The organism is Kitasatospora sp. NPDC096204, from assembly GCF_044763205.1.
Taxonomy (GTDB): Bacteria; Actinomycetota; Actinomycetes; order Streptomycetales; family Streptomycetaceae; genus Kitasatospora.
This window is the reverse complement of the sequence record NZ_JBIWFT010000011.1, coordinates 87,336-106,963: the sequence shown is the minus strand read 5'-3', so window position 1 is coordinate 106,963 and position 19,628 is coordinate 87,336. Positions and strand designations below refer to the sequence as shown.

Sequence of the window (19,628 nt, the reverse complement as noted above, 5' to 3'; positions counted from 1 at the left end):
TTATTCGGCGTGAGCGACCAGCGCGTCAGCGATGAGATCCATGGATTTCACGACCACCACGGCCCCGACTGCGGCCAGCTTCGCATCCTTTCCGGGCTTGTTCGCGTAGCCGATCGTGGGAACACCAGCCGCTTCCCCAGCCTCAACGTCGCGGACCGCGTCACCGATGAAGACGCAGTGCTCCGGACCGACGCCTGTAGCCTCCATCGCGTCGAGCAGGAGGCGCGGGTTCGGCTTCATGGACGATGGGTCGCCCGGGGCGCGTCCGAAGACGCCAGCCACGTAGCCACCAAGGCCGCGCTCGGCGAGGTAGGTCTCGATAGCCGCGCCCGCGTTGTTGCTAACCACGGAGACCAGGCGGCCGGAGCCGGTGCAGGCACGGAGAACCGATTCTCCGCCCAGGGTCGGTCGGGCCAACCGGACCGCTTCGGTCTCCAGCGCGGCCAGCGCAGCATCCGCGCTCGCCGTGAGATCGGGCCGGGCGTCCGCGACCAGCCGGAGCAGGGCGAGCGGGTCGCTCTCCTCCTCGGCCCCGGCCGGGGCCTGCTCGCCCGCGGCAAGCAGGCCCTCACGGAGTCGGCGCGCAACCTCCGGGGCGGGGAGGCCGGCGAAGACCGAGCAGACCGGGCCGTCGAAGTCGAGGAGGATGTGCTTCACCGGCCGCAGCACGTCAGCGAGTTGCTGAGGGGTGGCGGTCATGACTGCCGCTCGTACGCAATCGTGCCCCACACGCTGTCGAACCACATCTGGGCCTGCTGGACGTACTGCGATCCGAGCGAAGCGTCGTCCGGCCCGGCGACGTGGTGGAACAGGGTGGTGTCCTTGCCGGTCACGTCGTAGAAGGTGTGGGCGTCGTCGTTGATCGTCACGGTGCGCTCGCGGAGCGGGTAGAAGCCGAAGAACGCCTCCGTCCGGTTCAGGATGTACAGCTTGAACAGGCTGGATGCCCGATGGACTTTGACCTGGACAGTCGCCTTCTGGACGAGGCCCAGCTCGGCCAGCATCTCCACCGAGTGCGCGATGCCGCCGGCGTTCGTCAGGGCGATGTTCCGCGCCCGCTCCCGAAGGGCGACCTCGTCCTGCAATCCGTCGACCAGGACCGGCACGGCCATCGGCGCCGTGGTGTCCGGCAGCAGCAGCCGGACCGTGATCGACTCGGGCGCGAACCGGCCGGAGCGGACCTTGTCGAGTGGCTCCTGCAGCGCGTTGTGCAGCGTTTCGCTGGAGAACCCGGCGAAGTCGAGGGTCACCTGCTGCTGCTCGAAGGCCGCTTCAAGGTGAGGCCGAAGCCCGACCGGCCGAGAGGTGCGCTCCCGCACGAACGAGCCGCTCCCCTGGCGGGTCACGATCAGCTCCTCGGTGCGAAGTTCGTCGAGCGCCCTGTCCACCGTGCCGCGCGCCACGCCGAAGTGCTTCGCCAACGCAGGGCCTGAGGGAAGTTTGTCGCCAGGCTGGAAGCCCGGCTGCTTCGTGAGGATCGAGGCCCGCAATGAGCCTTTGACCTGCTGATACGGAGGACGGGGGTCATTCGGATCCAGGGCCATGAACCCATGCTAGAGGAGGTGTCCAACACGAGCGAGAAACCCAACTCTCTTGACCTGCTTAAGCAGGTTCTCTATGTTGAGCATGTCGCACCGAGTGAGACAGGGGCGACACAGAGGGGCCTTCTTTGGGCTGCTCTGACCTGCACAAATGCGCCCATGAATGGCCGGCTACTGCCGGGTCTGGGGCGAAGGGGCCCGGGATAGATCGGGCCGAGGCACCCGGCGCCTTGGCAGTCCGGAGGGCAGCCGAAAGGCGCGCCGTCCACGCCTGAACGGGAGCACGCTCCCCAAGAGGACGGCACTTCGGGCCCTGCTCCGCTTCGGCGGGCGGGGCCCGAGCTGTGAACGAGTGACTTTGGCCCGGCCCTTCCGCTCGCGGTTGGGCCGCGGCCATGGCTACTCGTGCACCACGAGTAGCTGGGCCCGCATGAGTTGGGCCGCCGTGCTCCCGGCCAAGGAAACGCGCGGCGGCCCTCGGGCCCACCCCTACGAGAGAGGAGGTAGCCCCGTGAGGACGATTGTTGCAGGCCAGCTGGCCTTGGACGAGGACGAGTTCGCCGAGCTGGCGCTCGGTCTCGCCACGGACTCGGAGTTCACCCGGCTGTTCACCGGTGTACCCGGTGAGAGCACGGTCGAGCGCGAGGCCCGGATGGACGCCGCGTCGGACATCGTGGCGGACCTGCGCCGGGAGGACCCGGTGCTGGCCGCCTACGCCGAGCGCCTGCTGAGCATGGCGCCGGTGCCGCTGCGGCGCCCGGCCGTCATCCACCGCACCGCCGGCGCCGAGCAGGTGGCGGCGTGACCACCATCATCGGCTCGACCTGGCACCGGGACCCCGCGTTCGGCATGGTCACCCGTCACCCCATGCCGACGGTGGCCCTCCACACGACCACGTACCGCATCCTCGACCTGCCGGACGCGCTGCTGCGCGAGGAGATCGCGGTCCACGAGGCCGGCCACGCGGTCCTCGCGCTGCACCTCGGCATGCGGTTCACGGTCGTGGCGGTCGACGACGACCTCGGCCACGGCCCGGACACGCCCAGCGGTCGTATCGAGGTCCCCGGCGTCCTCACCGCACCGGCCGCCGACGTCATGCTGTTCGCCGCCGCCGGTGAGCGGGCCGAGGACCGGTGGCTGCGCGAGGCCGGCCTGTGGACCCCGGCGCGCGCGTGGGTGGTCGAGATCCTCGCCGAGGGCGACCGGGACGCCATCGCCGAGTACGCCCGCCGCCTGCACCCCAACGGCCTCACCTACGGCGTCAGCGACGACCCGAGCCGGGACCTGGCCGCCCTCCACGACCAGGCGGACGCCCTGCTCGACACGCTGTGGGACCGGGTGACGGCCCTCACCGCCACCCTGACCCAGCGCGGGCGGCTGACGGAGGAGCAGGCCGCCGAGGCCGCCGGCTTCTCCCCGGAGCGGGGGTGGCAGCGGTGAGCGACACCCTGAGCAGCACCGGCTGGCACTTCGACGCCGAGACCGGTCTGACCACCCGCAACGCCAAGCCGACGACGACCGCCGCGACGCCGCTGTTCGAGGTCCTCGCCCTGCCGGACGACCTGCTGCGGCAGGCCATCTCGGTGCACGAGGCCGGCCACGTCGCGGTCATGCTCCACCTCGGCATCCCGTTCAAGGGCGTCGCCATGCGGGACGACCTGCGCGCGGCCCTGAACGGCGGCAACACCGCCGAGGTCGACGTCACCAACGGCTTCTCGGTCCCGCTCGCCGGCGGCCTGGTCATGTTCGCCGTCGGCGAGCGAGCCCAGGACCGGTGGCTGCGCGAGACCGGCCGGTGGACCGCCACCCGGGGCTGGGCGGCCGAAGCGGGAGCCCTCGGCGACCGCCGCGAGATCTACCGGGCCGTCCGCGAGGCCTTCGGCAAGGACCTCACCTTCGGGGCCTCCGACGACCCGTGCCGGGACCTGGCCGCGCTGCACGACCACACCGACGCCCTCCTCGACACGCTCTGGGACCGGGTGATGGCCCTCGCCGAAGCCCTGGACCGGCGCGGGCGGCTGACCGCCGGGCAGGCCGCCGAAGCCGCCGGCCTCTCCCCGAAGGCGGTGTGGCAGCGGTGAGCGGGCTGAACGACTTCCGCGCCGAGCGGCGCGCCGACCAGCAGGCCGTCCGGGCCGAGGACCGGGCGGACCGGCGCGAGGAGCGCGAGCAGAAGCGGATGGACGCCGAGGCGGCCCGCCAGCGGCGCCAGGCCGACCAGCGCGCCGCCGAGCAGGCTCGGGAGCGGCGGCGGGCGGCGCGGGCCGCGCGGTTCGGCCGGGTGACCGGCTGGGTGACGGCGAACCCGGCGAGGGCGTTCGTCCGCTTGGTGCAGGCGTGCTCGATCGTGCCGGCCGTGGTCTCCCAGGTCACCGCGCTCGACCACGCGAACGTGATGCTGCTGCTCGCGGTGCTGCTGGCCGCGATGCTGGAGGGCGGCGCATGGGCGCTGGTCGCCATGGGGGCCCAGGCCGAGGGCGAGCGCTCCACCCACACCTACCGCCTCGGCGCCTGGGCCGCCGGTGCTGTTGCCGCCGGGATCAACTTCGCCCACGGCTGGACGCAGTACCCGCACCACCACTGGGTGGCGTTCGTCCTCGCGCTGTCCAGCGTCGGCGCCGTCTGGCTGACCGACCTCCAGACCCACGGCGGCCGCGGCCCGACCACCGCCGAGAAGAAGACGGCGAAGGAGCGGGCCGAGCACGCCCGCCGCCGGGCCGAGCACCACCCGAAGGTGCGGGCCGTCGCGGACCGGCTGCTGTCCGCCGCCGCCTACGGAGCGTTGTCGCCGGACGAGGCGTGGCGGATCGCATGGGAGTACGTCCACGGCGTCACCGTCCCCGGGCTGACGGCCGAGCTGCTGGCCCAGCGGCTCAACGCGAGGGCCCGGGTGGCGGAGCTGAGCGCGCTGCCGGCACCGGCCGACCTGTGGCCGGGAATGCCCGACGACCCGTTCCCCACCCTCACCCTCCCACTGCCCTCCGGACCGTCCGACGGCGTCTACCTCGACACCGTTCCCGACGCGCTCCGGAACGCTTCCCCGATCACGACGGAAGCGCTCGAAGCCCTTTACGGAAACGGGTCGGGCGTACCCGTACCGAAGCCCGAAGAGCCCCGCGAGGAACCCCCGGCCGAGGACGGCGGGAACGCTTCCGCCCCGGCCGGGGAACGGCCCCTCGACCCGGCCGACCTCGCCCGGGTGCGCGTGCTGGCCGCCGACCTCGCCGCCGACGGCGAGGAACTGTCGACCCGCAAGGTCCGCACGCTACTCGGCTGCCGCAACGAGACCGCCGTCCGCCTGCGCGCCGCCGTCGAGGCCGAGCGCAACCGCCCCGGCAAGGAGAACGCACAGTGACCACCGGCGCCGACACCCGCCACGACCTCGACAAGCCCGTCACCGACCGCTGAGGGAGCGCGTGATGCAGCTCTTCCGCCGAAGCCAGCAGCGCAGGGCCGCCGCCGTCCGCCGCGCCGACCGCGAGGTCCAGCGCCAGATCGACAGCCTCCGCACCAGCAAGAGCACCACGGCCTGGCACTCCGCCCCGGCCCCCCGCTCCTGGTGGCGCTCCTCCTGACCACCCCTCGGGCCCGGCTCCGGCCGGGCCCCTCGCCCAAGGAAGACTCCATGGCCTACACGCTGTGCCTGCTGTTCCTGGTGGTCGACGCCGTGATCGCCGCCCTGTGCATCCGCGAGCTCATCCGCCGGGGCGGGTGGGACCGATGACGATCCCCCCGCCGCCGTCCGAGCCGCCCACCGCCGGCATGCCCGCCCCCGGCCCCGAGCCCGTGGCCGAGTGGTGGCGCAAGTCCGGCCCCGTCGTCCCCCCTCCGGCTCAGCCCCCGACCCCGGGTCTGCCGGACACCACCGTCCACACCCCGATCCCGATCGCCGCCACCCCCGCCGGACCGCCCTCGATGGAGGCTGCCGCCGAGGCCTTCTGGGCCCCGGCCGGCAGGCTCTTCGCCGAGCAGGCCACGGCCATCGCCTCCCAGGTGGGAGAACAGATCGGCCAACTCCTCACCGAGACCGAGGCCCAGCGCACCGCCCGTCAGCAGGTCGAGTACGAGGAGATGCTCGCGGGCCAGCGGGCCCGGATGGACGCGGCGCTCGGCGCGGTCGGGGAGACCGCCCAGGAGCGCTCGGCTCGCCACCGCACCGAGGACATCCTCACCCCCAGTACGCCCGGCCACCGAGACGACCTCGTCGGCCTGGTCGACCTCCTCGCCGACCGGCTCTCCGAGACCCCGGAGGGCCGGGCCGCCCGCCTGGAGGCCCAGCGCGAGCTGGAGAAGCAGCGCGCTCGCGTCCGGGAGGACGCCGCCCGCGCCGCGGCCGGGGAGACCCCTGCCCAGCGCGACCTGCGCCACCGTCAGCAGAGGCTCGCCGACCAGCGCGAGGCCAAGGTCCGGGCCCGCCGCCAGTACCGCAAGGCCGCCCGTGCCACGGCCGGGTCCTCCGACCGCACCCGCCGCTTCCGCCGCTGGTGCGTCCTCACCGCCATCAGCGCGGTCGGCGGCTACGCGACCGGCCTGGTCGAGCTGATCACGCCGGGCGGGCCCTTCGTCGGCCTGCTGCTGGCCGGTGCCGGCTGGGCCCTCGACCTGCACCTGCGTGACCGGGGCCGCCTGCGCGTGAGCGAGGTCTGCCGCCCCGGGCCCCTCCTGATCCTGATCGCCGCGCGCATCCCGGTCGCCTCGGGCCTCGCCGTCGCCACCGGCATCGCCCCGCTCTTCGCCGCCCTCCCCCTCTTCTGACCCAAGGAGATACACACCATGAGCAGCCTCATTGCGCTGGGCACCGGCGGCGCCGCGACCCTGACCACCGTCTACCTCTACGCCGGTGTGCGCGGCAAGAACAAGATCAACGTGGCGGACGAGCACGTCCCGTACTGGTCGTTCGGCATCGGGCTCCTGGCCGCGAACGCCGGCGAGGCCTTCCAGCAGCTCGCGGGCATCGGCCAGCAGCTCAGCACCTCGTTCCAGGACAACGCGGCGCTGGGGGAATGGAAGACCGGCGCGACCGCCGGCCTCCTGACCATTGTGGTGTTCGGGTTCAAGGCCCGCCCCTGGAAGGACGCGATCTGCGGGGCCGTCGCCCCCAGCCTCTACGCGGCCGCCGGTGGCCTCTGGGCCCTGCCCGCCTCGATCTTCAGCGGCCTGCTCACCTCGTTCGTGAAGTGATGACCATGGAAAAGATCTTCCCGACCGAGAAGCTGATCCCGACCCTCCTGTGGCCGTTCACCGGCCTGGCCACCGGCACGCCCGTCCTCATCCGCAAGCTGACGGCCCCCCAGCGCGAGCGCCGCGCCGAGGCCGCCGAGCTCCAGACCCGGCAGGCCGAGCTCGACGCCCAGGCCGCGAAGGACGCCGAGGCCGCGTTCAAGAAGAAGCTCGCGGAGGCCGACCCCGCCAAGCGCCCCGCGATGCTCCAGGCCCGGGAAGCCGCCGCGGTCGCGGCCCGCCAGGTCGAGCTGGAGCTGGCCAAGGCCTCCCGCAAGGAGAAGCGGAGCCGGGCGGGTGACGCCGCCGGTGCCGCCGCCCTGGTCCTGATCGTCGGAGGACCGCTGGTCTGGTCCCTCGCCCGCCCCCTCATCGAGCCCGGCATCGGCCTCCTGATCGGAGCGTGGTGGATAGCCGCCCTAATCCACGCCCCCACCCCCGACAAGACCACCCCGGCCGAGGCCGACCAGGAGGACCAGGACCAGCCGGCGCCCCCCGCCACCGAGGCCACCGAGGAGGAGCCCGCCGAGAAGGACCGCCAGGAGACCCCCAAGGCGGCCGACCCAACCCCCGCCGACGCCCGCCACGCGGTGGCCCTCCTGGGGGCCGGCGGCACCCACGTCGCCCTCACCGCCGTGACCGCCCATCTCGCCGCCGCACACCCCCTCTGGAAGCGGTCCGGGAAGGCCGTCCGCGCCCTCCTCCACGAGGCCGGCATCGGGGTCCGAGGAGGGGTCCGCATCGAGGGCATCAGCGTGCCCGGCATCCACCACGACGACGTCCCCCCGCTCCCCTCCCCCTCCGACAGCACCCCTGAAGGCGTTGTTGTCGCAGGTCAGAGCAACAACAACAACCACAACAACGCCCAGCAGTAGTCCACCCAAGAGGGGTTCGTCATGCGCACCGACCCCGACAACCCCGCCCGAACGATCATCGTCGGCCGCACCAGCGCCGCCTGATCCACTACCACGAGAGGCACCTGCCATGACCGACCGCTGGCCCGACAAGACCGTCCCGGAGTTCACCACCGAGGAGCTGTGCGCCGCCATCAAGCAGCACCAGGACGACCCCGACCCCGTGACCCAGGGCATCGTCCGCAGCTGCATCCGGGAGTGGGAGCACCGCCACGGCGTCCCCCAGAGCTGACCCCACGCCCCGCTCCACCGGAGCCCCCGTCAGCGCCCGCCGACGGGGGCTGACGGGGGCTCCGGCACCGGCGGCCCGGACTGCCTCCCGTCTCCGTCCTGGCGCCTGCCACACGGCCTCGCCCAGGTCTACGTCACGTACGGCTCTCTGCCGCCCGCCGACCACGTCCCCTGCTCACCCTGCGCGCCCGCACCAGCCAGCGCACGCCCACGCCCCGGAAGCCTGAAAGGCCCACCATGGACGACGACTTCGACATGTGCGACTTCGCCGACTACCCGACCCGCGAGGAGGAGAAGGCGCACGAGATCGCCCTCGACCTCGCCGACGAACAGCGCCACGCCGAGAAGGACGAGGCCACCGGACCGACGCCCGGCCACACCGAGCTGTGCGAGGGCTGCCGAGGCTCCGGCACCGGTTACGAGGACGAGGTCTGGGACAACGAGGCCCAGGACGTGGTCGTCGTCGACTACGGGGACTGCCCCGAATGCGGCGGCTGCGGCTACTACGACTGCAACGGCACCTGCGAGCCCCAGTACGCCGACGAGCACTGACCCGGCCTGCCCGACCGGCCGTGCCGCCCGGGACCACCGCCGCAGCCAGCGGCCGGGGCCCGGACGGCGCGGGGGACCGGCAGACCGCTCCCGCACAGCACGAAGCCCCCCACCAACCATCGATCCGCCAAGACAGGCGGTTGGTGCGGGGCCGTGCATCCCTCATCAGAGATGGGACCCAGCATGCCCCAGTTCGACCACTCCACGCTCGTCATCGTGGATAACCTCGCCGACCGGCGGGACGCCAGCGACGGCCACTCCCGCTACGGCGCCTACATCGCCCACCACGCCGACCTGTTCCACGAGGATGGCGAGCCGCTCCGCCAGGTCGAGTTCGCCGCCGCCGCGTGGCGCACCGCCACCAGCCCCGTCATGGCCCCGGCCTACGCGGCCGTCCGGCCCGACATCGACCGGGTCGAGGTGTACGTCGACCACGACGGCGGCGTTCAGTTCTGCGCGAAGGTCGGCCTGCGGCACAACGCGCTCGCCAACCTGCCCACCAGGTACCCGCTGGACTGGGAGCGCGCCCCGTGGTCCCGCCCCGGCGAGTCGTGGCCCGCGCTGGTCACCCCGGAGCGCGCCGACCGCCCCGCTGTCCTGGTGACCGCCTCCGTGCTCCTGCCGATCCCCGCCACCATCCTCGCCGCCCCCACCACGGCCCGGCCCGGCCGCACGCTCACCAACGAGGCCAAGGCCGTCGTCGCGGCCCTGGCCGAGCACGCCAACCGCAACCTCGCCCCGCTCGTCACCGAGCTGCTGGGCAGGGCGAAGTGACCCGGGTCCCGCCGCTGGCCTGCGCCGACCTGTGGCGGGCCGTCCTCGCGGCAGCGGCCGGCCGCTGCCAGTGCCGGGGAACCTGCGGGAAGACCCACGACAAGGACGGCGGGCGCTGCCCCGCCGTTCACGGCACCTACCAGGCCAAGCAGGGCCGGGGCTGGGTGCGCCTGCTCGCCGCCCCGGCCGACCCCGCCGCGCTGCTGCTGCCCCCGCACCAGGCCGCCGCGCTGCCCAACCAGGCGCTGGCCGCCTGGTGCCGGCACTGCCACGACGCCACCCTCCGCGCCGTCAAGGCTCAGCACGCCACCGCCGCCCCGGCCGTCGAGCCGGACGCCCTCTTCGACTGACCTGCCCCCTTCGGGCGGTCCGCGCCCGAAGGCCCCGCCGGGGCTCGGGCCGCCCGCTCCTCACGAAAGGAGCCCACAGTGAGCACCGAGTACGCCGCCGTGATCCCGTTCCGGCCCGAGCCCTCCGAAGTCAAGGCCGCCGAGCAGGCCGTCATCGGCGCCGCCCTGCTCGACCCCGCCCAGATCCCCGCGCTCGCCGCCCAGCTCGGCGACCCGGGCGTGTTCTACCACCTCGCACACGAGACGGTCTGGCGCGCCATCACCCGCATGGCGGCCAGCGGCGAGCGGCCGGTCGACCCGATGCTGCTGGCCGAAGTCCTGCGCGGCCAGGGCGACCTGGGCCGCATCGGCGGGCCCGGCTACCTGCACACCTGCATCCAGGCCACTCCCACCGCCGCGAACGGCGAGTACTACGCCGAGATCGTGCGTGTGGCCGCCGAGCGCCGCCGTATCAACACCGCCACCAGCCGCCTCGCCCACATGGCCGGCGACGACCAGACCGACCTCGACGCCGTCCGCACCGCCGCGCTCGCCGCCCTCGCGGACCTCGCCTCCGGCGAGACCTGGCTCGACCCCGTTCCGCTCGGCTCGCACGGCGCCCTGCCCACGTTCCCCGTCAAGGCCCTGCCCGGATGGGTGGGCGCGTACGTGGAGGCGGTGGCGGAGTTCACCCAGACCCCGGCCGACATGGCCGCCACCATGTCCCTGGCCGCGCTGTCCACCGCCGCCGGCGGCCGGGTGAACGTGGAGATCCGGCCCGGCTGGCGCGAGCAGTCGAACCTCTACCTGGTGTGCGCGATGCCGCCGGCCAGCCGCAAGTCCGACGTGTTCGCGTTCATGACCGGCCCCGTCTACCGGATCGAGGACGAGCTGCGGGCCGAGGCCCGGGCCCGGATCATCGAGGCCGAGACCGCCAAGGAGACCGCGCTCGCTGAGGTCGAGGCGCTCATGGCCAAGGCCCGCAAGAACCCGGACCTCGACCGCGCCCACCTGGTGGCCGAGATCTCCGGCGCCCGGATGCTGGCCGACGAGATCGTCGTTCCGCCGAGCCCGCGGCTGACCCTGTCCGGGGACATCACCCCCGAGACCGTCACCCACCAGCTCGGCGTCCACCGCTGCCTGGCCGCGCTCTCCCCCGAGGGCGACCTCTTCGACAGCATCGTCGGCCGCTACAGCAGCAAGCCCAACCTCGGAGTCTTCCTCCAGGCCCACAAGGGCGAGCGGCTCCAGGCCGACCGGATCACCCGCGAGCAGCCCACCGTCGACAAGCCCGCGCTCACCATCGGGGTCACCCCGCAGCCCGCCGTCCTCCAGGAACTCGGCGCCGCCCCCGGCGCCCGCGACCGCGGCCTGCTCGCCCGCTTCCTGTACTCCCTCCCGCCGTCCAACCTCGGCTACCGCAAGATCCGCACCACCCCCGTCCCCGAACCGGTCGCCACCACCTACGACGTCCGCCTGTCCGCGCTCCTCCGAGCCCTCACCGCCCTGGACGAGCCGATCGTCGTCACGATGACCGAGGCCGCCGACCTCGCCGTAGAGAAGCTCCAGGAGAAGTTCGAGGTCCAGCTCCGCCCGGACGAGCCGCTCGCCCACATCAAGGACTGGGCCGGCAAGCTCGTCGGCCACATCGCCCGCATCGCGGTCCTCCTCCACCTCGCCGACCAAGTCGGCGGTGACTGGCGTGCGCCCGTCGAGGCGGGCACCGTCGACCGCGCCGCCGAGATCGCCGAGTACTACACCGCCCACACCCTCGCCGTCTTCGACCTCATCGCGGCTGACCCCGCCACCGAGGACGCCCACGCCCTCCTCCAGTGGCTCCAGCGGCCGAAGAAGGACGGCACCCACCGCACCCACATCAAGGCCCACGACGCCGTCGCGTCGTCCCGGCGGTTCAAGAAGGTCGTCGATGTCGAACCCGCGCTCGCCCTCCTCGAACAGCACGGCTGGCTCCGCACCGACCAGCCCCCTGCCAGCAGCCAACGCGGCCGGCCTCAGGCTGTCACCTACCGCGTCCACCCGGCCCTGAGCACCCCCGCGGACGCGAACCCGCTCACGTAACCGTCAGGAACGTCAGGACAAAGCCCTGACCTGGCGATACGCCGCCGGACGAGCGGTCAGGGCACGTCAGGGCTGTCAGGGATAGCCGAGATCCCCTGACAGCCCTGACAACCCCTGACGCCCGATCAGGAGCCGTATCGGCAGGTCAGCGAGTTCCCCTGACATGCCTGACGCCTTCCGCCCTCCATCGCCGCCCGCGAGAGGGCCCGCAACACTTCGCAGCCACCCTCCCCACCCCCAGCAGGAGACTTCGCCATGCCCAAGCGCGAACTGCTCAAGCTCCCCGTCGTGCTCGCCGAACTCGGCATGTCCCGTGCCGCCTTCTACCGGATGCGCGCCCGGGGCCAGGCTCCGCGCCTCATCAAGCTCCCCAACGGGCAGGTCCGGGTCGACCGGGCCGACCTGGACGCCTGGCTGGCCGCCTGCGAGGTGGCCGCCTGATGCCCACCTCCTACAAGGTCACCTTCTGGGACCACCGCCACCGTCCGGACCGCCGCAAGCCGTGGATGGTCCGGTGGACGGTGAACGGCCGGGAGTTCTCCGAGTCCTACCTCACCAAGACCCAGGCGGACGGCCGGAAGGCCGAACTGCTCGTCGCGGCGGCCTCCCACCAGCCCTTCGACACCGAGACCGGCCTCCCCCTCGCGGAGCTCCGCAAGCGCCAGGAGGAGCAGAACTCCGTCACCTGGTACCAGCACGGCCGGAACTACGTCGAGGCCCGCTGGGACGGCGCCCCGGCCAAGACCCGGACGACGTGGGCCGATGCCCTGGCCAGCGTCACGTTCGAGCTGGTCAAGAGCAAGACCGGGATGCCGGACAAGCCGCTCGTGCGGCGCGCGCTGTACGGCTGGGCCTTCAACGTGAACCGTTGGACCGACGAGCCGCCGGCCGACGTCGCCAAGGCCTTGGCCTGGGTGGCGCGGAACTCCGTGGACGTGTCAGAGCTGGCGGACCCGAGGACGGTCCGCCGCCTGCTCGCCGCCCTCTCGGTGAAGCTCGACGGCACCAAGGCCGCCGCCTCGACCACGCTCCGGAAGCGCCGGATCCTGAACCACGTCCTGGGCCGCGCCGTCGAGGACGGCCTGCTGGCCGCCAATCCGCTGCCGTCGGTGCAGTGGCAGCCGCCCCGGACCGAGGAGGAGGTCGACCCGGAGTACGTCATGAGCCCGGAGCAGGCCGCCGCGATGCTGGAGGCGGTCGGCCGGCAGGGGAGGCGCGGGCCGCGGCTGGTGGCGTTCTTCGGGTGCATGTACTACGCGGGCATGCGTCCGGGCGAGGTGGTCCACCTGCGCAAGGACCGGTGCGTCCTGCCGGCGGAGGGCTGGGGGAAGCTCAACCTCAACGGGAACAGCCCGCGCGTCGGATCGTCCTGGACCGACAGCGGGGCGTCGCACGACCCGCGGGGCCTGAAGCACCGGGCGGAGTCGGCCACCCGGCCGGTCCCGATCCCGCCGGAGCTGGTGAAGCTGCTGCGGGAGCACATCGAGCAGTACGGCACCGCGCCGGACGGCCGGCTGTTCCGGACCTTCCGGAACGGCATGGTGCAGGAGAGCGGGTACGGCGTCGTCTGGGCCGCCGGGCGGGCGGAGGTGTTCAGCGAGGAGGAGCGGGCCACGCCGCTCGCCAAGCGCCCGTACGACGCCCGGCACGCCGGGATCTCGCTCTGGCTGGCCTCCGGCGTGCCGGTGGCCGAGTGCGCCCGGCGGGCGGGGCACAGCATCGCCGTCCTGCTCCGGGTCTACGCCAAGTGCATCCACGGCGACGAGGACCACGCCAACCGGCTCATCACCGAGCGGCTCCAGCGGCGGGCCGCACCGGGCAACCGCTGAACCTGGTCCGTGCCTGGTCCGGAACCGCTGGTCAGGACTGGGATTCAGGCGAAACGAGGTGAGACAAACCGCCCGAAACGACCATCCGGCGTGACTGGTATTCGAGCACAAGAAAACGGCCTCTGATCTGCGTTTCCGCAGCTCAGAGGCCGTTTCTCTATCCTGTGGCTGGTGCAGGGTTCGAACCTGCGTAGCTTGCGCGACAGATTTACAGTCTGCTCCCTTTGGCCGCTCGGGCAACCAGCCAGGATTTTCGTTTCCCGGGGTGTTCGCCCCGTTCGACTTGGTAAACCATACCCGATGCCGGGGGGTGCTCCGCCACTCGATAGATCACACGATGATCAAGGAGTCTCGGGTGCCTGCTACGGGCGGGGCCGGTGTGGCGCTGGATAGGCTGGGCCTGCGGGCGCCCCGGCGGGGCGGACCCGTGCCAGTGAAGACCAGAGCATCAAGGAGACCAATACCCATGGCCGACTCCAGTTTCGACATCGTCTCGAAGGTCGAGTGGCAGGAGGTCGACAATGCGATCAACCAGACCTCCCGCGAGATCGCGACGCGCTTCGACTTCAAGAACGTGGGCGCCGAGATCAGCCGCTCCGGCGAGAAGATCGAGATGAAGGCGAACGGCGAGGAGCGCGTGCGCGCCGTCCTCGACATCCTCCAGACCAAGTTCGTCAAGCGCGGCCTGTCGCTGAAGGCTCTGGACGCCAACGAGCCCCAGCTCTCCGGCAAGGAGTACAAGATCTTCGCCAACGTCAAGGAGGGCATCACCACGGAGGACGCGAAGAAGGTCGCGAAGATCATCCGTGACGAGGGCCCGAAGGGCGTCAAGGCGCAGGTCCAGGGCGACGAGCTGCGCGTCAGCTCGAAGAGCCGCGACGACCTCCAGGCCGTGCAGGCCCTGCTCAAGGGCAAGGATCTGGACTTCGCGATCCAGTACGTGAACTACCGCTGACCCTCCGGTCGGCCGGTCCGACGGACGACGGCGCGGCCCCGCTCCCGGGTTCGGGAGCGGGGCCGTTCGCGTGACCGGGGCGGTCCCGGCGGCCGCGTGGGGGCGGTCCCGGCGGCCGGGCAGGGGCGGGTCAGGCGGTCGGCTCCGCCCAGCCGCCGGTGGTGCGGTGCCGGCCCAGGCCGACCGACTCGAACTCGTCCACCCGGCCCTCCTCGGTGTGCGCGCCGAGCCGTCTGAGGGCGCGGGAGATCGGGGTGCCCTCGGCCGGGGACGCCTCGAACTCGCCGATGGTGAGCGGGCCGAGGTCGACCACACCGTCCGCCCAGACGGCGGCGCGCTGGGTGCCGCTGCCGCCGAAGTAGTCCGCCTCGACGCAGGCGATCGGGCCGGCCTTCGACCAGGCGGCCAGCCGGAGCTCGAAGCCGTCCGAGTGCCAACCGAACCCGGCCCCGCCGGCGCGCCTGCGCGCGGTGCCGTCCCCCTGGAGCGCGGCGAGGACGGCGGGGGTGACGGGGAGCAGCGCCAGCCCCTGCGCCAACGGCACCACCCTGGCCGCCGGAACCTCCGCCGACGCCACCGTCAACAGCTCCAATGTTCCAATCAGCGCCTGGAGTTCGTAGGACATGGCGGACATGGTGTCCCACCGCACCGACAGTCGGCCCGGAATTTATGATTCCGTGCCCGGTCGGAGACCGTAGAGCAGACTACGGGGCCGCATGACGGCTCAAGCCGCCTCTCCGGTCACCCGCTCGGGCGCCTGCGGCATGCGGTGGCCGCGACACCCGGATGGACTGGCCCGGTACGGCCTCCACCGGCCCCTCCCCTTGTCTCCCGCGCAGCCGGGTGCTTCCGTCCGGGCCGTACGCAGGAGGACCGCATGCGTTCCACGGACACACCCCCGCCGCACCGGACGACCACGACCACGGCCACAGCCACGGCCGCCGCGCTCCGCGGTCTGACCCGCGGTCCGGCCCGCGTCCTCCTCCGCCTCGTCCCGGCCCTCGTGCTCCTGCCGCCGCGCGCCCCCGCCCCCGGCCGGGCCCGCGGCGCGCCCCGCCGGGCCCCGGCGCGGCCGCCGGAGCCGCTCCGGCCCGCCGAGGGGCGGCCCGCCCGCCGTCCGGATCGCGCCGGTCCCTCCCCGAGGGCCTCGCCGACTCGGCGCGGAAGTGATGGAGTCGACCCGATGGCGTCTCAGCCGAGCCCGTCCGGCCCCCGAGGAGGAACCGTCGTGCCCCGTCCCTTCACCGTCGAGGACCACACCGCCCGGATGGCCCGGGCCACCGCCGAGGCGACCGCCGCCGGGCTGGCCGGCCTGGTCGTCGCCCCCGGCCCGGACCTGGCCTACCTGTGCGGCTACACGCCCACCGCGGTCACCGAGCGGCTGACCGCCCTCGTCCTCACCGCCGGACGCGAACCCGCCCTGGTGGTCCCCAAGTTGGAGCGTCCGGACGCCGAGAAGGCGGTCGGCGCCCCGGCCGTCCGGCTGCTCGACTGGTCCGACGGCGAGGACCCGTTCGCCACCGCGGGCCCGCTGCTCGACCCGGCCGGGCGGTACGGCGTCTCCGACAACACCTGGGCGCTGCACCTGCTCGGCTTCCAGGCCGCGCTGCCCGGCGTCTCCTTCAGCTCGCTCACCGCCAGCCTGCCGATGCTGCGCGCCGTCAAGGACGCCGAGGAGGTGGACCGTCTGGCCGCGGCCGGCGGCGCCGCGGACGCCGCCTACCGGGGCATCCTGGAGGTCCCCTTCGCCGGTCGCCGGGAGACCGACGTGGCCGCCGACCTCGCCGCGCTGCTCATCCAGTACGGGCACAGCCAGGTCGACTTCACCGTGGTCGGCTCCGGCCCGAACGGCGCCAACCCGCACCACGAGGCCGGTGACCGGGTCATCCGTACGGGTGACACCGTGGTGCTGGACTTCGGCGGCCTCAAGGACGGCTACGGCTCCGACACCACCCGGACGGTGCACGTCGGCCCGGACGTCCCGGACGAGGTGCGGAAGGTGCACGAGCTGGTCCGGTCGGCCCAGCAGACCGCCTTCGAGGCGGTCCGCCCCGGGGTGCCGTGCCAGGAAATCGACCGGATCGCCCGCCGGGTGATCACCGAGGGCGGGTACGGCGAGTACTTCATCCACCGCACCGGCCACGGCATCGGCACCACCACGCACGAGCCTCCGTACCTGGTCGAGGGCGAGGAGCGGCCGCTGGTGCCCGGCATGTGCTTCTCGATCGAACCCGGGATCTACCTGCCCGGCCGGTTCGGGGTGCGGATCGAGGACATCGTCACCGTCACCCCGTCGGGCGGGCGCCGCTTCAACAACACCCCGCACGAGTTGGGCATCGTGGCCTGACCACTCCTGACCATGCCTGACCGGATCCGACCGGGTTTCGGCCCGGGCACCCGTCCGCTCGTCGAACCACCTGTCGAACCAACGTCGAACCATCCGTCGAACCGGGTGTCGACCGGATCGGACGTTCTTACGAACCGGTCATATTTCACCCAGAGACCTCCAAGTTTGGGTTGCTAGTTTCGGTGCGCATGACCAAGACCCTCCCCCCGGCCCCGCACGACGTGCGGGCCGGGCAGCCGCGCCCGGTGCCTCCGCCCCGCCCACGCGTGACGGGCTGGTCGAGACTCCGGTGGCTCGCCTGGCCGCTCTACCTGACGTGCTTCCTCTGGTTCCTGCGCACCGAGGGCATCCCCGCGGCCAACGACGTGCTGTTCCTCTGGCTGATCGCCGCCCTGCTGACCGCCGCCGTGCACAGCGGTCACGGCCCCCGCGGCTTCCTCCTGGTCCTGCGCGACTGGGTCCCGGTCATGGCCGTGGTGTGGACGTACTCGCTGCTGCGCGGCTACGGCGCGCACACCCCGTGGGCCCCGCACTGGCTGCCTCAGCTGCGTTTCGACGAGGTGCTCGGCTTCGGCGAGACCTGGACCGTCCGGCTCCAGCACGCCCTCTACACCCCCGGCTCTCCGCACTGGTACGACTACGCCGCGGTGGCCGTCTACCTCTCGCACTTCTTCGTCGTCTTCCTGCTGCTCGCGGTGCTCTGGCGGCGTGCCCACCACCGCTTCCGGCAGCTGCTCGCCGCCTACCTGACGCTCACCTTCGCCGGCTTCGCCACCTACCTCCTCTACCCGGCCGACCCGCCGTGGCTGGTCTCCCAGGAGGGCAACCTGCCGCACCTGTCCCGGGTGGTCTGGGAGGTGATCTCGGTGAGCGGGCTGCCGCAGGCCGACTCGCTGCTGGAGAACGGCAGTCAGTTCGCCAACGACGTCGCGGCGATGCCCTCGCTGCACTCCGCCTACCCGGCGATGCTGCTGTTCTTCTTCTGGCCCACCGCCAAGCGCTGGCTGCGCGCGGTGCTGGTCGCCTACCCGCTCGCGATGACCTTCACCCTGGTCTACGGCGCGGAGCACTTCATCATCGACGTCTTCGTCGGCTGGGCCTACGCGGCCGTGGTGGTGTTCGGACTGCGCCGGCTGCACAACCGCCGGGCGGTCACCGCGGTTTCGGCTTCGGCTGCGGCCTACTCGTCGGCTCCGGCTCCGGCTCCGGCTCCGGCCACGACCGAGAGCACGGCCAAGGACAGGGCAGACTTGGCCGGGTGAACCCGAGCGCACCGACGAAGCCCACCGCCGAGCAGCTGCAGGCCGCCAAGGACGGCACCATCCCGGACGTCTCCGGGCCCGGGCTGCGGGTGCTGTTCTGCGGCATCAACCCGGGCCTGTGGTCCGGCGCCACCGGGCACCACTTCGCCCGCCCGGGCAACCGCTTCTGGCCCGCCCTGCACCGCTCCGGCTTCACCGCGCGCCAGTACCGCCCGGACGAGCAGCAGGAGTTGCTCGCACTCGGCCTGGGCATCACCAACGTCGCCCCGCGCACCACCGCCAAGGCGGACGAACTGACCGCCGAGGAGCTGCGCGAGGGCGGCGCCGCGCTGCGCGAACGGGTGCTGCGGCTGCGCCCGCGAGTCCTCGCCGTGCTCGGCATCGGCGCCTACCGGACGGCCTTCGGGCAGCGCCGGGCCGTGCTCGGGCGGCAGCCGGAGGGCATCGGGGACACCGAGGTGTGGGTGCTGCCGAACCCCAGCGGCCTCAACGCCCACTACACCCTGGACGGACTGGCCGAGGAGTTCCGCAGGCTCCGCGAGGCCGTCGACGGCTGAGCCCCGGACAGCCGGGCCTCGGCGGCCCGAGCCGCTGACGGCTGAGCCGTCGAGGCCCGACCGGCCGGGGGCCGGGCCGCCGACAGCCCTTCCGGCAAGGGCAGTTCGCGCAGCTCGCGGATCAGTGCCCGGACGGCGGCCGTCCCGGCGAGCTCGGGCGTGGTGACGTACCCGACGGAGCGGCTCGGCGGCCGCGGCCCGAGGTCGGTGACGGCGAGGGCGGCCGGAGCGCCCAGCAGGGCGGTCCGGGGCATGATCGCCATGCCGAGGCCCTGGGCGACCAGCGAGAGGGCCACCGTGTCGTCCTCCACGTCCACCGTCGCGGGCGGGATCCAGTCCTGCCGCCGCCACCAGTCCCGGGTGTACGAACCGCAGTTCTCGTCCCAGTCGACCAGCGGGAGCTCGCGCGGCGCCGGGTGGCCCAGCGGGTGCGCGAGCGCGTACGACTCCTCGTACAGCGGCACCGCGACCAGACCGGGGACGGCCGGCGGGCCGCCCGGGTCGAGCGTGGCCAGCCCCAGGTCGGCGCGCCCGTCGGCGACCTCCCCGGCGGTGCCCCGGCCGATCTCCCGGACGATCCGGACACGGGTGCCGAGCCCGGGGTGCCGCTCGGCCAGCCGGGCCAGGACGGACGGCAGCAGATGGGCGGCGGCACTGCGGAAGGCGGCGATCCGCAGCGTGCCGGTCAGCGGCCCGGCCGCTCCCGCGCCGCGCACCTCGGGGCCCATCGCGTCCAGCAGCCGCAGGATCCGGCGGGCGTACGCCACCGCCCGCGCGCCGCCCTCGGTGGGGCGTGCGCCGTGGCGCCCACGGTCGAAGAGCACCGTGCCGAGCTTCCGCTCGCAGGCGCGCACAGTGTGCGAGACGGCGGACTGGGTGGTGCCCAGGCGTGCGGCGGCCGCCGTGAAGCTCCGCTCCTCCTCGACGGCGACCAGGGTCCGCAGTTCGTGCGGGGCGAGATCGGTCATGCGCCCGAACCTATCCCGACCGTCCGGCGATCCATCGATCCCGCTCATGGATGCCGCCGTTCCATCGGCG

Annotated in this window: 23 protein-coding genes and 1 tRNA gene; 19 read left to right on the top strand and 5 right to left on the bottom strand. The window is 73.0% G+C overall.

Going from position 1 to position 19,628, the window contains the following annotated elements:
- Both ACIQ87_RS14530 and ACIQ87_RS14525 read right to left on the bottom strand, forming a co-directional pair.
- Nucleotides 1-699 carry an HAD family hydrolase gene (locus ACIQ87_RS14530; protein WP_402405972.1) on the bottom strand — a complete coding sequence of 233 codons (699 nt, stop codon included), beginning with the start codon at nt 697-699 and terminating at the stop codon, nt 1-3.
- Nucleotides 696-1,544, bottom strand: coding sequence for a GntR family transcriptional regulator (locus ACIQ87_RS14525; RefSeq protein ID WP_402405970.1), 849 nt, complete (start codon nt 1,542-1,544; stop codon nt 696-698). The genes ACIQ87_RS14530 and ACIQ87_RS14525 overlap by 4 nt, the downstream gene beginning before the upstream one ends.
- Nucleotides 1,545-2,052: 508 nt before the next feature.
- On the opposite strand from ACIQ87_RS14525, the gene ACIQ87_RS14520 reads away from it, so the two are divergent.
- The 15 genes from ACIQ87_RS14520 to ACIQ87_RS14450 all read left to right on the top strand — a co-directional run bounded on the left by ACIQ87_RS14520 (nt 2,053) and on the right by ACIQ87_RS14450 (nt 13,469).
- On the top strand, nt 2,053-2,346 hold the full coding sequence (locus ACIQ87_RS14520) for a hypothetical protein (RefSeq protein ID WP_402405968.1): 294 nt from the start codon (nt 2,053-2,055) through the stop codon (nt 2,344-2,346).
- A complete protein-coding gene (locus tag ACIQ87_RS14515) occupies nt 2,343-2,981 on the top strand; it encodes a hypothetical protein (RefSeq protein WP_402405967.1) in 639 nt (212 codons plus the stop codon). The genes ACIQ87_RS14520 and ACIQ87_RS14515 overlap by 4 nt, the downstream gene beginning before the upstream one ends.
- Nucleotides 2,978-3,622 carry a hypothetical protein gene (locus ACIQ87_RS14510; RefSeq protein ID WP_402405965.1) on the top strand — a complete coding sequence of 215 codons (645 nt, stop codon included), beginning with the start codon at nt 2,978-2,980 and terminating at the stop codon, nt 3,620-3,622. The genes ACIQ87_RS14515 and ACIQ87_RS14510 overlap by 4 nt, the downstream gene beginning before the upstream one ends.
- Nucleotides 3,619-4,896, top strand: a complete 1,278-nt coding sequence (locus ACIQ87_RS14505; RefSeq protein ID WP_402405963.1) for a hypothetical protein — start codon at nt 3,619-3,621, stop codon at nt 4,894-4,896. The genes ACIQ87_RS14510 and ACIQ87_RS14505 overlap by 4 nt, the downstream gene beginning before the upstream one ends.
- 64 nt (nt 4,897-4,960) lie before the next feature.
- The gene (locus tag ACIQ87_RS14500; protein ID WP_402405962.1) at nt 4,961-5,116 is read left to right on the top strand and encodes a hypothetical protein; all 156 of its coding nucleotides are present in this window, start codon (nt 4,961-4,963) and stop codon (nt 5,114-5,116) included.
- A gap of 145 nt (nt 5,117-5,261) precedes the next feature.
- Nucleotides 5,262-6,296: a hypothetical protein gene (locus tag ACIQ87_RS14495; RefSeq protein ID WP_402405960.1), complete on the top strand. Its 1,035-nt coding sequence runs from the start codon at nt 5,262-5,264 to the stop codon at nt 6,294-6,296.
- An 18-nt stretch (nt 6,297-6,314) separates the two neighbouring features.
- Nucleotides 6,315-6,722 carry a hypothetical protein gene (locus ACIQ87_RS14490; protein ID WP_402405959.1) on the top strand — a complete coding sequence of 136 codons (408 nt, stop codon included), beginning with the start codon at nt 6,315-6,317 and terminating at the stop codon, nt 6,720-6,722.
- Between the two features lie 5 nt (nt 6,723-6,727).
- Nucleotides 6,728-7,636, top strand: coding sequence for a hypothetical protein (locus ACIQ87_RS14485; protein ID WP_402405958.1), 909 nt, complete (start codon nt 6,728-6,730; stop codon nt 7,634-7,636).
- Between the two features lie 109 nt (nt 7,637-7,745).
- Nucleotides 7,746-7,907: a hypothetical protein gene (locus ACIQ87_RS14480; RefSeq protein WP_402405956.1), complete on the top strand. Its 162-nt coding sequence runs from the start codon at nt 7,746-7,748 to the stop codon at nt 7,905-7,907.
- Nucleotides 7,908-8,143: 236 nt separating this feature from the next.
- On the top strand, nt 8,144-8,458 hold the full coding sequence (locus ACIQ87_RS14475; RefSeq protein ID WP_402405954.1) for a hypothetical protein: 315 nt from the start codon (nt 8,144-8,146) through the stop codon (nt 8,456-8,458).
- A 183-nt stretch (nt 8,459-8,641) separates the two neighbouring features.
- Nucleotides 8,642-9,232: a hypothetical protein gene (locus ACIQ87_RS14470; RefSeq protein WP_402405953.1), complete on the top strand. Its 591-nt coding sequence runs from the start codon at nt 8,642-8,644 to the stop codon at nt 9,230-9,232.
- Entirely contained in the window at nt 9,229-9,582 is a 354-nt protein-coding gene (locus ACIQ87_RS14465) for a hypothetical protein (RefSeq protein ID WP_402405951.1), read from the top strand. The genes ACIQ87_RS14470 and ACIQ87_RS14465 overlap by 4 nt, the downstream gene beginning before the upstream one ends.
- Nucleotides 9,583-9,660: 78 nt before the next feature.
- Nucleotides 9,661-11,640, top strand: coding sequence for a DUF3987 domain-containing protein (locus tag ACIQ87_RS14460; RefSeq protein WP_402405949.1), 1,980 nt, complete (start codon nt 9,661-9,663; stop codon nt 11,638-11,640).
- 255 nt (nt 11,641-11,895) lie between these two features.
- Nucleotides 11,896-12,081 carry an AlpA family transcriptional regulator gene (locus ACIQ87_RS14455; protein ID WP_280675284.1) on the top strand — a complete coding sequence of 62 codons (186 nt, stop codon included), beginning with the start codon at nt 11,896-11,898 and terminating at the stop codon, nt 12,079-12,081.
- On the top strand, nt 12,081-13,469 hold the full coding sequence (locus ACIQ87_RS14450) for a tyrosine-type recombinase/integrase (protein WP_402405947.1): 1,389 nt from the start codon (nt 12,081-12,083) through the stop codon (nt 13,467-13,469). Before ACIQ87_RS14455 ends, ACIQ87_RS14450 begins: the two co-directional genes overlap by 1 nt.
- 165 nt (nt 13,470-13,634) lie before the next feature.
- Here the strand turns inward: ACIQ87_RS14450 and ACIQ87_RS14445 are convergent.
- Nucleotides 13,635-13,715 (bottom strand) — tRNA-Tyr (locus ACIQ87_RS14445).
- 220 nt (nt 13,716-13,935) lie between these two features.
- Between ACIQ87_RS14445 and ACIQ87_RS14440 the strand changes: the two genes are divergently transcribed.
- Nucleotides 13,936-14,424, top strand: a complete 489-nt coding sequence (locus tag ACIQ87_RS14440; RefSeq protein ID WP_049652087.1) for a YajQ family cyclic di-GMP-binding protein — start codon at nt 13,936-13,938, stop codon at nt 14,422-14,424.
- 130 nt (nt 14,425-14,554) lie between these two features.
- Here ACIQ87_RS14440 and ACIQ87_RS14435 read toward each other — a convergent pair whose 3' ends face one another.
- Complete coding sequence (locus tag ACIQ87_RS14435) at nt 14,555-15,049, bottom strand: hypothetical protein (protein ID WP_402405945.1); 495 nt, start codon at nt 15,047-15,049, stop codon at nt 14,555-14,557.
- Nucleotides 15,050-15,607: 558 nt separating this feature from the next.
- On the opposite strand from ACIQ87_RS14435, the gene ACIQ87_RS14430 reads away from it, so the two are divergent.
- From ACIQ87_RS14430 to mug, 3 genes are all read left to right on the top strand, one after another.
- Nucleotides 15,608-16,771 (top strand): aminopeptidase P family protein, encoded by a 1,164-nt coding sequence (locus ACIQ87_RS14430; protein ID WP_402405943.1) that lies wholly within the window; start codon nt 15,608-15,610, stop codon nt 16,769-16,771.
- Nucleotides 16,772-16,959: 188 nt separating this feature from the next.
- Nucleotides 16,960-18,033 (top strand): phosphatase PAP2 family protein, encoded by a 1,074-nt coding sequence (locus ACIQ87_RS14425; RefSeq protein WP_402405942.1) that lies wholly within the window; start codon nt 16,960-16,962, stop codon nt 18,031-18,033.
- A complete protein-coding gene (mug, locus tag ACIQ87_RS14420) occupies nt 18,030-18,590 on the top strand; it encodes a G/U mismatch-specific DNA glycosylase (protein WP_402405941.1) in 561 nt (186 codons plus the stop codon). The genes ACIQ87_RS14425 and mug overlap by 4 nt, the downstream gene beginning before the upstream one ends.
- Here mug and ACIQ87_RS14415 read toward each other — a convergent pair.
- Nucleotides 18,530-19,558, bottom strand: coding sequence for a LysR family transcriptional regulator (locus ACIQ87_RS14415; protein ID WP_402405939.1), 1,029 nt, complete (start codon nt 19,556-19,558; stop codon nt 18,530-18,532). The genes mug and ACIQ87_RS14415 overlap by 61 nt on opposite strands.
- Nucleotides 19,559-19,628: the final 70 nt, after the last annotated feature.

Bases quoted from the DNA above. Each gene is read 5' to 3' on its own strand.
- ACIQ87_RS14485 (WP_402405958.1), top strand. From the start codon at position 6,728: ATGGAAAAGATCTTCCCGACCGAGAAGCTGATCCCGACCCTCCTGTGG.
- ACIQ87_RS14415 (WP_402405939.1), bottom strand. From the start codon at position 19,558: ATGACCGATCTCGCCCCGCACGAACTGCGGACCCTGGTCGCCGTCGAG.
- ACIQ87_RS14480 (WP_402405956.1), top strand. From the start codon at position 7,746: ATGACCGACCGCTGGCCCGACAAGACCGTCCCGGAGTTCACCACCGAG.
- ACIQ87_RS14450 (WP_402405947.1), top strand. From the start codon at position 12,081: ATGCCCACCTCCTACAAGGTCACCTTCTGGGACCACCGCCACCGTCCG.
- ACIQ87_RS14475 (WP_402405954.1), top strand. From the start codon at position 8,144: ATGGACGACGACTTCGACATGTGCGACTTCGCCGACTACCCGACCCGC.
- ACIQ87_RS14425 (WP_402405942.1), top strand. From the start codon at position 16,960: ATGACCAAGACCCTCCCCCCGGCCCCGCACGACGTGCGGGCCGGGCAG.
- ACIQ87_RS14525 (WP_402405970.1), bottom strand. From the start codon at position 1,544: ATGGCCCTGGATCCGAATGACCCCCGTCCTCCGTATCAGCAGGTCAAA.
- ACIQ87_RS14435 (WP_402405945.1), bottom strand. From the start codon at position 15,049: ATGTCCTACGAACTCCAGGCGCTGATTGGAACATTGGAGCTGTTGACG.
- ACIQ87_RS14495 (WP_402405960.1), top strand. From the start codon at position 5,262: ATGACGATCCCCCCGCCGCCGTCCGAGCCGCCCACCGCCGGCATGCCC.
- ACIQ87_RS14500 (WP_402405962.1), top strand. From the start codon at position 4,961: ATGCAGCTCTTCCGCCGAAGCCAGCAGCGCAGGGCCGCCGCCGTCCGC.
- ACIQ87_RS14455 (WP_280675284.1), top strand. From the start codon at position 11,896: ATGCCCAAGCGCGAACTGCTCAAGCTCCCCGTCGTGCTCGCCGAACTC.
- ACIQ87_RS14530 (WP_402405972.1), bottom strand. From the start codon at position 699: ATGACCGCCACCCCTCAGCAACTCGCTGACGTGCTGCGGCCGGTGAAG.
- ACIQ87_RS14470 (WP_402405953.1), top strand. From the start codon at position 8,642: ATGCCCCAGTTCGACCACTCCACGCTCGTCATCGTGGATAACCTCGCC.
- ACIQ87_RS14430 (WP_402405943.1), top strand. From the start codon at position 15,608: ATGGCGTCTCAGCCGAGCCCGTCCGGCCCCCGAGGAGGAACCGTCGTG.
- ACIQ87_RS14440 (WP_049652087.1), top strand. From the start codon at position 13,936: ATGGCCGACTCCAGTTTCGACATCGTCTCGAAGGTCGAGTGGCAGGAG.
- ACIQ87_RS14490 (WP_402405959.1), top strand. From the start codon at position 6,315: ATGAGCAGCCTCATTGCGCTGGGCACCGGCGGCGCCGCGACCCTGACC.